Raw genomic sequence first — 12,235 nt, 5'->3', positions numbered from 1 at the left:
TTCTCACGTGGCGTAATGGATTAGCCAACCTCGGGCAGCATGCCTGTAACAATGCCAACCTGAATAGCAATAACAGCAATACCGCACAGGAAAATAAGGACGAGTGCCGGGTTACCACCTTTCACACGATATCCTCCCTGATTTTCTTTGCGACAGCGCCAAACCAGCAGGCAGGGGAGTAACAGAGCCAGAATTGACAGCGCAACGGCAGCGAAGGTCAGCGCCATCACAAAGTTAGGGTAGAACAGAGCGCAAAGCATGGGGGGCACAAAAGTTATCAAGCCGGTTTGCAGACGCTCTTTGGCATGATTGCGGCGTTTTAGCAGGTCAGCAAGATAATCAAACAGACCCAGAGAAACACCCAGAAACGATGTCGCCAGTGCGAGGTCAGCAAACAGATGAACAGCAAGTTCAACTTTGGGTGACGCAACAACTTCTCGGACGGCCTGCAATAATCCATTCAATCCTGACTGTTGTGCCAGAATCCCGACAAAGGTATTGGAAGAAATAGCACCAAGAGTCACTAACTGCCACAGGATATAAGCACTCAGCGGAATAGCACTACCGATAAGAAATATCTTCCGCAGCTTATTTGTATCCCCGCCCATATAGGCAACGATGCTTGGCACACTGCCATGAAACCCGAATGAAGTAAAAATTACCGGAATGGCTGACAGAACAAGCCCTTTTTCTATTGGCATAGATATTAGGTTGATCTTGTCAACATGAGGCATCATCACGCCAAGAACGAGCACCAGAAAAATGACTTTAGCAGTAAATAGCAGGCGATTAATTAAATCAACAGATCGGGTACTAATGCAGACGACACTTCCGGCGACCAGTGTAAATATAATGATCCCGATAGAAACAGAAATGTCTTTCTCTAACCAAGCCGATAAACTGGCAGCCAGCAACTCACCAGCACCACTGATATAGGCGGTTGTCAGAGCATACATCAGAAATAGCATGCTGAACCCTGTTAACACCTGCCCACCGACGCCCAAGTAGCGTTTTGCGATAGTTCCCAACCCGGTATTGGCTTTATTATATTGATAAACTTCTACCAGCAGGAGTGCGGTATAACTCATCAAAGCCCATAGGCCAACTAACATGGCCAGTGTTGTACTAAAACCTACACCTGCCGCAGCCAGAGGCATGGCGAGCATTCCTGCCCCAATCGTCGTTCCGGCGACGATAAAAATACTGCCAGTAGTGCGATTCTTCACGCGATCCTCGTCTCTGAATATATTGATAAAATAGTAATAAGAGTGGCAGAGTAAAGGATTGGTGTATGGCTGTCAAATTCGCGATACATAGATCGTAAAGAAATAATTACACTGTGTGCTAAAACTGAGAAGTAGATTAAAAAAGCAAATTGAATAAATGAATCTAATTTTGAAGTGCTGTACCTGTGGAAGCTCGTCGAAAAGAAAAAGAATTCTAGTAATAGCCTTTATATTACAGATTATGGCTGTTATTCGATTAGCCGGTTTAGCTTTATTAGCGCTTTGGTATCGCCATCTGAACCGAGAATAACGTATGGTAGTATGCCTGAAAGTAGAAAAGAAAAAACCCGATATCCTGAGATAACGGTTTTTTCTTATACAGTGCCAGTTCTGTGAATTGAACGGATGACTGGCTGATTACTATTCTTACTTAGCGAATTATTTTTCGGTTAATAACGCCCAGACGCATCACAAAAAGTAACCAACTCATTAGCAATAATAACCCGCCACCTACCACTGTTACCCGAATATTAGTGGTATCGAGAAATCCCCCTGCCAACATGACTATCAGCGTTGCCAGCGCCTGAATGGAACTGATAGAACCCATGATTTCTCCCTGTTCATTCTCCGGCGCAAGATTTGAGATACAGCTTATCAAACCAGTCAATGCAAAACCCATCGAGGTGACGAAAAGAGTAATGAATATATGCAGGTAAATAACATTACTGACCATTGAAATGGCTATGACGGCAAGTGATGACACCACAAGGGAATATCGTACCATATTTTCAGGTTTAGTGACTTTGGCAACACGCCTTACCACCAGATATTGGAATAATGCATAGGTCGCTCCCATTATGGCGAGAAAAGATCCAATCTGGAACGAACTGAAACTGTAAATATCCAGAAGATAAGCGGGCAGGAAAGATTCAAACAGCCACCAGCCAGCAACAAAAACTGTCCAGATAGTAAATGCCATTCTCAGATTAGTGTGGCTGTAGGCTTTTGCAATTTGAACCAGACCGGAAAATGCATTTATTTTTTCCTGTGTATGTTTTTCCAGAGTATCGGGATATGTAACCAAAGTGTAGATAAATAGCAGAGCAAAGATAACAGCCATAATCACAAAGGGTGTCATATACCCGTTGAACTGCCACAGAGATACATTAGTTAGCCAGCCTCCGATTGGCGGCCCTATCACCCAAGCCAGACCCAGAGCAGTCTGGATCATAGAGAGATTTTTAGTTTTATTTCCCGGTTTGCTGATATCCGCCATGCTTGCCTGCGCAATTGCCACGTTACCCGCCATCATTCCGGCTAGCAAACGGCTAATCAGTAGTAGTCCTGCTGATGTTTCAACGACTGCGTAGCCACTGGCAGCAAAAGCTATAGCAGTACCCGCTACAGTAATTAACATCATTTTTCTGCGGCCATAAATATCCGACATTTTGCCTAGTATGGAAGCACCAAAAAACTGGCCCAAAGGATAGATTGCAAGGAAAATCCCCAACATAACTACCTTTTTCTGATGATCCCATCCTTCCGGGAAAAGTGAAGCGGCATCAGAAATCATTATGTGTGGAAATATCGCCACCACCATTCCCAAACCGATAAAATCAAGTAGCGCAACCAACACCAGATACCAGATCAGATCCGGTTTTTCTTTCATTTTCGTACTCCTCAAATTTACTCATTTAATACAGATGACAGAAGGATTCAGTTGCCATCTGTTTCTCAATCAAACTGAGAATTGCTTCTTTATTTGTTGGCTGCTCTCACTCATCCCGATCATAGAGTTATCTCTGCTCACCGGGGGTGAGCCCCCTTATCGCCGAGACGCATTTTGAAATCCATTGTGTATCTATTAGTCATTATCTTTTCTTTTATTTCATCATAATTTAATTGCTAAATAAGGCTATTTATTAATAATATTCGGTATTAATTGTTATGATTTTGATTTCGTTCAATAATATCCCTTTTCAGAAGGGAAGTTAATAATTGGTAGTTTATTAATTAGTCAGGTTGTTTTATTTGGATTTACTCTAAGAGTATAGTTGGCGACTTGATTATTAGTGATTTTGTTAATCCACCATTATTTAATCTGTTGTTTTTTTTAATATTAATTTTATTTTTTTTTGACTGTGTGAAGTATCAGCTTTTTCGTATAAGAAAATATTTTTATGCATATTTTTAAAATCTATTTTTTAGATAAATTCATTGCCGGATAAATAATGAATATTATTGTAATCCTCATAGCAATAATATTTAAATTAATAAAACATCAACAAAAAGATGATTAGATCAACCACATGAATGATCAGATATTATCCACGTTAGAAAATTAAATTTTTAACACTTGCCCCTAACATTAGGTTTTTTATTTGGTCAGATAGTTTGATGGTTATGTGGGAGTTACGTAGCTAAAATTTAGCTTGTAGGAATATGTTAAAATGCAGAATCGGTAAGTTATGAGAGGACAGGGGAATGACCCGCCTAACTGGTGAGGTATCTGGATTTCATCGCATATCTAATCCTGTTCTTGGTTTATCGTAGTATAGGTTTTTATGAGATAACTGAAGGATTAGAAATGGGGGAGAGTTCGATATCGCTCTGAATAAAGAAAAGTTGCACTCGGGGCCTTAGAAATGAAAAACCCGAGAAAGCGGGTTGTGATGAGTTGACTGCTTATTGTGCAATACGTTCACAAGCTATTTTGTAGGTTTTCAAATATTTCTGTTTAACGACTGTTATCATCTAAATAGCTTTTCAAAATGATAGGAGTAATCCTTACCCCACGTGACACGCGGGGTAAGGAACACCGCATGCTGATACTCTCACTATTATGAAAAGGTATATAGATCACAATCTTTTCATCTATCACCTGATAGACAAGAAGATTGTTTGATTTGTTAAATTTATATTCAACATATTTGTTTTCTCCTTTTAATCGAGTGCCAAAATCCAGTATTTCACTACTGGATTTTTTATTTAGTTTAATTGTAAAAAACATGTAAAAACGACTAATGCAAAATAATTGCATCGGTTAATTGTGGAATTTTAGATTTTGGGATAAATGAAGATTAGCGTTTCCGCTTAAACAATCGAATTATTAATTTGTATTATAATTTAAATGTAAAAATATAATGAGCGCATTTACTCTAGGGTAGTTCGTGTTTTTTCAATACATTTCAATTGATTAAAGAGTGATACTCAATCGAATAGAAGCTAACACACGAGAAGATCATATTCCACCAGCTATAAAAATCTCCCACAGTACCTTTCTTAACTTATATCTTGTAACAAAATTATTCTTGCTCTTTTTTGCAGTTAGTTAACTGTTGCATTACACCATCATTGGGCGGGTTACCAATCGTAATTGTTACTATACCGTAATGAGGGGAAAAGTCTTCACTAAATGCACCATCATCATATTTAAACATCCGTTCTGACATTAGCTTTCTGCCATCTGGCGTTACTGGTGGTGCGGTCATAGCCATTTCATGTCCAATATAACCACCTGAATTCATTCCATGAATAGTCATAACTCCATTTTCAAAAGTCATTCTGGTTTTTAATGCCGGTAGCGGAAAGGAATACTCACTCCCCTTGTCTAATGCTACATAATTCATTAGTCGACCTATTTTACAGTTGTATATTCCGTTATATTTACTGTATTCAGCATCACATCCTGTTAAAGTAAGCCGGCTAATGTCATAATTAACTTTTTCATCTTATCCCTTAGATTCTGTCAAAAAATGGTATTTATTGATTCATAAAAACAATAGCCCATTACAGGGCTATATCATCACATTGAAGCTAAATTCTCTGACAGAAGTTTAAAAAACATAATCACAAATACAACAATTGCACCAATGATTATTAGCTTTTTATTTTTCATTTTTTCTCCGAGATGTTATCAGATAATAAATTTGAGGTGCAATAATATTACAGAAAAACAGGAAATAAAAAAGCCCCCTCAGTATTGTTTTCACTACCGATTTTTTGGCATTGTTAAGCGACGCTGAGTCGTTTTTTTGTGTCTGACTGAAGTTCACTCTAGGCTATCCCAATCAGGAAGGTTGTTAACTTTTTTTCGCCATCGATGATATGCAGCCATAGATACGCCAAAAATAATACCGGCAAAGGCACTTGAGATAATTGCAATAACGGGTTGCATACCCTCATTTTGCCAAGCAAAAAACCACATGAGAAGTCCCCACGTAGGTCCGAACCATATCCCCAACGGTATTGCAGTTTGCCAAAATGAGGCAAAAGGGAGTGGTGGTATCTTGAAGCCCATTCTCCATAATATACGTAGCAAAGGGGGAGCATAATTGCTACTCCACATTTTTTTATTTTCCATGATGGTAATAGCACGCTCTTTTCGTTGTTCAAAAGTCATACCTTTCCACCTTGAATTATTCTAAGGATTTTATAAAGACACAAAGCCCATAGTGCCTACTTCTTCTCATCCATCAAAATAATTTTTTTGGCTGTTTTGCCAACGATCATTTTGTTAATTGCTTTTATCTTGTCTTCTAGATTATCAGTTGCTGCACTGGCAAGTAAGCTAATATTAAGAACAGCACTTTTGAATTTTACAGCTGCATTTTTATTAAGAGAAAAATAGATATTTTTGTGAAGAAGATTTCAACGCCCCAGAATTTTAAGCATCTATTTTTTATTTCCTTTTCACCGCAATCTACCAAAAAACAGTAGCACCGTTAGTTAGCATTCCTTTTGTATTATAGCTTGCATTTTCAATAATTACTGTGAAGATTTCTTGTCTGGCTGAGCTTGGTGTTTTTCGTCAGAAAATTTACTAACTACATTTTTAGGCGTAGTTACACTGTATATATTGTTATTTATGGGCATGTCTTGGACAACCGTTGGGCACCTTGCCTCCTCATCCTTTACTATATCTGGATTTGAATTGGACAATTTTACCTTGATATTCGGCATAGTTCAGTACGGTAATTATGCTAAATTTGTTGATTTTTTACTTAGATGGGATCATGCCCTTAGATTTAAACTATGCAGCAATGCCTTCACTTTGTTGTTTTCAATTCCGGTTTGGGCACATAGTTTTGACTTGCTTGTCATGAGTTGGCCCCGACTTGCTCGTGAATCTGTGCGTATCTTGCAGGTGGGATATAATCCTTTTTATCCACTGCCGAATAGCCTGATCCCTGATGTTCAATATTCGAGTTAATGCTGGAACACCTCCAGCTTTCTTGATCATTACTTCCAATGCACTCATATGGAGTCTCCTTTTTCGTTAATAGTTATAAAAAAACACAATAACTACTTTAAAAAGTAACGTCTTATTTACTATGAAAATAAAAGACTCGCTTGTATATTTGAGACATGAAAGAATCAAGCAAGCGAGACTCGCAAAAAAGATATAAGTCAAGTATCGTCCGAAGGAGAGTGGTCAAACATTGCGCCGTGGGATAGTAAACGCTATTAGATGGCTCCACAATTATTTGTTTTCCGGTAAAGGGTGACAGCATGGAAGCAGTTATTCTGGACGTAACAGTAATAGGAATTGATACCTCCAACAAGATAGTTATTGATAGTAAAGTGTATATAATTTAACAAGATGGCCTGAAACGACTTAAGTGTTTTTATAGGCGATCAGGCGGAAAAATACTTATAAGAAGTTATAACTGCGATGAGTACGAAGATGAGGTTGCTGATGAAAACTAAGTGAACATTATTGGTAAAATGTTCTGGTATTCCGTTTTAGATTTCTGAAGTTTTAACTTACTGAGGTTATGGAATGGATAATTTTAAGATAAAAATAAAACATCATGTTGACCACGTTAAAAACGTTGGACAACACTGCACCACCGAAGAAACAACTAAGCAAGCATTGATATTGCCTTTTTTAGATATTCTTGGTTTTAGTCCGTATGATCCGCAAAAAGTTAAAGCGGAGTACGGAGCTGACTTCCCGGGAGTTAAGGCAAATGAGCGAGTTGATTATGCCTTGTTTTGTCAGGGTGTTCCTGTGATGTTTATCGAGGCAAAAGGATACAGCGAAAAACTGGATAACCATTGTCCGCAGTTATCTAGATACTTTAACTCCACTCCAGAAGTAACCATTTCAGCAATTACAAATGGCTTAGAATGGCGTTTTTTCACTGATTTAAAACAAAAAAACGTAATGGATCCTAATCCATTTTTGCGCATCAAAATGGATGAAGTGAGCGATGCCGATGCAAGTCAGCTTTTTCGTTTTAGGCACGATAAATTCAAACCAGAAGCGCTAAGGACTCTTGCAGAAGAGAGCGTTTATTTATCCGCATTTACGAAAACGATTAGTGCTAGTCTGAGGGATATAGATGGTGAATTCGTGAGATATGTTGCAAGCAGATCTAACGTAGAGCGCCAGCTAAATCAGAGATTTATTGAATCTATTACACCATTAGTAAAGCAGGCAGTTGAGAAATCTGTTAGTGCGATGGTGGTTTCCGGTCTTTCAAATAAACATACTCCAATTGATGGAGTTCAAGATGAGGTAGAGCCTCAGGAAACACTGAAAGAACCAGATGAAATAGTAGATCCAGATAATCCAAATATTGTGACTACGAAAAAAGAGTTAACGCTATTTGAGAAAGCAAAATCAATTGTTGGTGAGTCTGTTGATTTGCAATATAAGGATACGGAATCCTATTTCAGTATCCTTTATCAAGGTAAATCAAATAGATGGATAATAAGATATTTCGATAAGAAGAATAAGCCTTATATCCAGATCCCTATTGAATTAACTGACATATTGCTTAACGAAATCAACAGGGCTGGACTCTCAGCCAGTAACTCACGAATATTTATAGAAATGCCTGAAGATATTTTAAGGATAACAGGCATCATCCTTGATGCTTTTGAATTCGTCAAAAATGACGATAATTTTAGGAAAAAAACTCAATAATCATAATGGCCACCACATTGGTGGCTTGCGTCGAGCGGGTATTGAAAATTTCCGATTCCACGACCTGCGTCACACATGGGCAAGCTGGCTTGTTCAGGCTGGAGTACCTTTGAGCGCATTGCAGGAAATGGGGGGGTGGGAATCAATTGAGATGGTGAGGCGGTATGCACATCTAGCGCCCAATCATTTGACAGAGCACGCTAAAAAGATCGATGCCCTGATAATCAGTCATGACACAAATATGACACAAGAGACTATCAGGGCATTCGGGTCAACGTCATAACACGTTGATTTTATTTGGTGCCGGCTACCGGAATCGAACTGGTGACCTACTGATTACAAGTCAGTTGCTCTACCAACTGAGCTAAGCCGGCGAAATTTGGCGGAAGGATAGAGATTCGAACTCTAGGATGGTTTCCCATCGGCGGTTTTCAAGACCGCTGCCTTCGACCGCTCGGCCATCCTTCCATGGCGCGAGATTATGCCTATATCTCTGGAATGTGTCTAGCCCCCGAAAGGAAAAAATTGTTATTTTTTTACTGTTTGCTCAATCTTCGAACGCCGGTGGCCTTTTTATCCACTAACCTGCTAGTATTAACACAACTCAATGACTTATTTTATTGCAAATTGAATTAAAGTTAACCATAGATATCTTCACATGAAAGGTAGCCATTCAAAGAATGTATAAACAAGCACCTATTAAGCCATCTGCTATCCCCCGTTTTTATGCACTGTTTATTATTCTGCTTTTTACGTCTCTATTTTTATTTGGGTATAACTATTTTGATAGTTGGTTGATGGAGAAAAAATATGCAGTCAGCAGTGTGACAGCTAAAATGCGATTGCAGATTACAGATTATCGCTACCATGCAGGGCGTATCTTTGAACAGTCTAATTCCCAGTCATTATCTTCTTTGGGGATTGTACCTACATTGGAAGTAGGTCCTAATATTTATTGGCTGGAAAACAATAGCAAAAATATCGATGCGATTATTTTTGGTAGTTACAATGATTCAAGTGTTCAATTGGCTCAGAAACTATCCCATTATCTCGAAATTCTCTGGGGCTCGCGCAACGAATATGAGTCTATGTATTATCTCAATGGTAAGGATAACAATTTACTACTGGTGACAACTCATCCTATTTTAAAGCCGGAAATCAGATTTAAGGAAAGTTATCTGACCCTGAGCTCTGATTTTAAGCGTTCTGAAATGCTGGCTCAGTCAATAGCGCTGGATGAAAGGGAAAGTATCTCATCTATTCATTCATTGCGCGGAGAGAATATTTATTTCTATACCTATAAAGCCGCATTCAACTCACCTGGGCAATTAACCACCGTTATTGCCTTTGATCTACCAATTAATAACCTCTTACCGGTTGATATGCCAGCGGCAAATTTTCGGCTGAACTCAAACAATGAATACGATATTGACAAAACAAGTAAAGTTGATGTTTCTTTAAACGGTTTTTGGTTAGAGTTTTCTCAGCCACTGAATATTGTCCCGTATAAATTGATATATCAGGTTCCACTGAAAGCACTTGTTGTGGATTTATTGCTCAGAAATATTTGGCTGTTACTTTCCATATTGCTTTTCTTATTACTCTCATTCAGTGGTTTATTTTATATCCGCCGGCGATATATCACACCTAATGCTTCAATGGATCAGGAACTGAAAATCAAAAACTCTTTGGAAAATGATATTGTTTCCAATATACCCATTGGGTTGCTGATTTATGATTTTTCATCTAACCAACTGATTAGTAGCAATAAAATTGCCGAAAAACTGCTGCCTTATCTTGATTTGGATAAGGTTAAGATAATGGCAGAACAGCATCATGGTGTTATTCAGACCTCGATTGAGGATGCTGTTTATGAAGTAAAAATGTATAGCAGTAATTTATTGCCTGAAACATACCTTTTCTTATTTCAGGGGCGTGATCAGGAGGTAATGATCAATAAGCGGTTACAGCTTGCTCAACGAGAATATGAGAAAAGTGTGTACGCCAGACGTTCCATGTTGCTAAATATTAATAATGAAATAAAAAAACCTATTCAGGAGTTGAACGATCTTGTTATTCAGTTGAAAGAAAAGTCGCAAGATGAAGACATCCAATATTCATTGGATAGGCTGCTGTTAAAATCAGAATATATTACTGACTGGGTTGAAAATATATCATTACTCAATGGATTAGAGTCAGATGACTGGAAGCCTACTAATGAGATATTCTCTTTATCCTCGCAACTGGAAAATATATTAAAAATATTTCTTCCAACACTCAATGCTAAGAGTCTGAAGGCTTATTATCATTTTAACATTCCTCATGAATCCATATTCAATGGTGATGGGCAAGCAATAAGCAAAATAGTTTCATTATTATTAAATTATGCTATTACAACAACTAGTTATGGGAAAATATCACTTAATGTCAGTACTTCCGGTAAATATAACAGTCACATACAGATTGAGTTAATCGATAGTGGTTCAGGTCTTAGCGAGAAAGATCTGAATAGTTTAAATTATCCTTTCTTACATAAATTAGCAGAAGATAAATATTATACAAATTCTGGGTTAGCCTTTTATTTGTGCAATCAGTTATGTAAAAAGATGGGAGGAAATCTTCAAATTAACAGTAAACTGGGGCTGGGAACGCATTATGTTGTTAGTTTGCCGTTGTCTCAACAAGATGAAGATATAGAGATCCCGCAACTATTGGAAGGGGTTATTGCCCTAGTAGATATCAGTAATCCTGAAATTAAAAAAATAATCCATAATCACCTTGATAATTATGGAGCAACATATTTTGAAAAAAGCACAGAAAGTGTTACGGAAGAATACGATATTATTCTTACTGATAAACAGAACAAAACAAAAAAGCCAACTATATTATTAGTAGGTAATTTAGTAGGGTTTAAGCAAATGCAAGCGGGTTTGATTCAGTGTAATTACAATTTTGTTGGTGATGTTATCAATGCGATATCGCTGCTGATTGAAGAAAATTTCAGCTTAATCGAGCCTGACGAGATCGCCTCTGATCTGAAACCAGAATCAGATTTTGTTCAAAATGTAGATAGTAATATTTGTAATACCCTCAAAAGTTATCACACGCAGTTGGTAGACAGTAATTATAGGAAATTATTTATAGAGACGGTACCGATGGATGTTACTAAGCTGTATACTGATATGGAACGCTATGACTTAATATCACTTTCGCAAACGGTACACCGCCTTAAAGGTGCGTTTGCTATGTTAGACTTTAAATTGCTAAAAACATTATGTGAGGCGTTGGAACAACACATAGCAGACAATAATGAAGTAGAAATCAAAAGTAGCATCAGCCGTATTGATTCCTTTGTCACAAAGCTGTTGCAGCCAAGGTAACCAATAATATGAATAACCTTAATGTCATTATTGCAGATGACCATCCTATTGTTTTATTTGGCATCCGCAAGTCACTTGAACAAATTGAGTGGATTAATATTGTCGGTGAGTTTGAAAATTCAACTACACTGATTAATAGTTTGCCACATATAGAAGCAGATGTTCTCATAACGGATTTGTCAATGCCCGGTGACAAATATGGCGATGGCATCACCCTGATAAAATATATTAAGCGCCATTATCCGACACTGGCTATCGTCGTTCTGACGATGAACAATAATCCGGCTATTTTAAGTGCAGTACTTGAACTTGATATTGAGGGGATTGTTTTAAAGCAGGGAGCACCAACCGATTTGCCTAAAGCACTTTCTGCGCTACAAAAAGGTAAACAATTTACACCTGAAAGTGTTTCTAAATTGTTGGAAAAGGTGAATGCTAATGGTTACGGAGATAAGCGTTTATCTCCAAAAGAGAGTGAAGTGCTGCGTTTATTTGCTGAGGGGCTACTCGTGACAGATATTGCAAAGAAGCTTAATCGTAGTATAAAAACTATTAGTAGTCAGAAAAAATCTGCAATGATAAAACTGGGAGTGGATAACGATATTGCGTTACTTAATTACTTATCTTCAGTCACTATTGACAATGATATGGTTAAATAGCCTATTTGTTATTTCTTTCAGTGTAGGATCGGTGAT

At 37.8% G+C, this 12,235-nt stretch carries 7 protein-coding genes, 2 tRNA genes and 1 pseudogene; 4 read left to right on the top strand and 6 right to left on the bottom strand.

The features are described 5' to 3' along the window. Nucleotides 1-20 precede the first annotated feature (20 nt). The 4 genes from tyrP to Xsto_RS00110 all read right to left on the bottom strand — a co-directional run bounded on the left by tyrP (nucleotide 21) and on the right by Xsto_RS00110 (nucleotide 5,628). Nucleotides 21-1,226, bottom strand: coding sequence for a tyrosine transporter TyrP (gene tyrP / locus Xsto_RS00125; RefSeq protein WP_099123710.1), 1,206 nt, complete (start codon nucleotides 1,224-1,226; stop codon nucleotides 21-23). Between the two features lie 430 nt (nucleotides 1,227-1,656). After that, nucleotides 1,657-2,895, bottom strand: a complete 1,239-nt coding sequence (locus Xsto_RS00120; RefSeq protein WP_099123709.1) for an MFS transporter — start codon at nucleotides 2,893-2,895, stop codon at nucleotides 1,657-1,659. A gap of 1,636 nt (nucleotides 2,896-4,531) precedes the next feature. Then, complete coding sequence (locus Xsto_RS00115) at nucleotides 4,532-4,855, bottom strand: hypothetical protein (RefSeq protein ID WP_099123708.1); 324 nt, start codon at nucleotides 4,853-4,855, stop codon at nucleotides 4,532-4,534. A 422-nt stretch (nucleotides 4,856-5,277) separates the two neighbouring features. Further along, nucleotides 5,278-5,628, bottom strand: coding sequence for a DUF6404 family protein (locus Xsto_RS00110; protein WP_099123707.1), 351 nt, complete (start codon nucleotides 5,626-5,628; stop codon nucleotides 5,278-5,280). A 1,380-nt stretch (nucleotides 5,629-7,008) separates the two neighbouring features. Here Xsto_RS00110 and Xsto_RS00100 point away from each other — a divergent pair. Both Xsto_RS00100 and Xsto_RS00095 read left to right on the top strand, forming a co-directional pair. Beyond that, nucleotides 7,009-8,160: a type I restriction endonuclease gene (locus Xsto_RS00100; RefSeq protein WP_099123706.1), complete on the top strand. Its 1,152-nt coding sequence runs from the start codon at nucleotides 7,009-7,011 to the stop codon at nucleotides 8,158-8,160. A 22-nt stretch (nucleotides 8,161-8,182) separates the two neighbouring features. After that, nucleotides 8,183-8,443 (top strand): annotated as a pseudogene (locus Xsto_RS00095) (tyrosine-type recombinase/integrase); the annotation flags it as partial. Nucleotides 8,444-8,458: 15 nt separating this feature from the next. Here the strand turns inward: Xsto_RS00095 and Xsto_RS00090 are convergent. Further along, nucleotides 8,459-8,534: transfer RNA gene (locus tag Xsto_RS00090), tRNA-Thr, on the bottom strand. 6 nt (nucleotides 8,535-8,540) lie between these two features. Continuing rightward, nucleotides 8,541-8,628 (bottom strand) — tRNA-Ser (locus tag Xsto_RS00085). Between the two features lie 212 nt (nucleotides 8,629-8,840). Between Xsto_RS00085 and rcsD the strand changes: the two genes are divergently transcribed. Then, entirely contained in the window at nucleotides 8,841-11,540 is a 2,700-nt protein-coding gene (gene rcsD, locus Xsto_RS00080; RefSeq protein ID WP_099123705.1) for a phosphotransferase RcsD, read from the top strand. An 8-nt stretch (nucleotides 11,541-11,548) separates the two neighbouring features. After that, nucleotides 11,549-12,199: a response regulator transcription factor RcsB gene (rcsB, locus tag Xsto_RS00075; protein ID WP_099108352.1), complete on the top strand. Its 651-nt coding sequence runs from the start codon at nucleotides 11,549-11,551 to the stop codon at nucleotides 12,197-12,199. Nucleotides 12,200-12,235 lie beyond the last annotated feature (36 nt).

This window comes from Xenorhabdus stockiae, from assembly GCF_002632825.1.
GTDB lineage: Bacteria > Pseudomonadota > Gammaproteobacteria > Enterobacterales > Enterobacteriaceae > Xenorhabdus > Xenorhabdus stockiae.
This window is presented reverse-complemented; position numbering and strand designations above follow the sequence as displayed.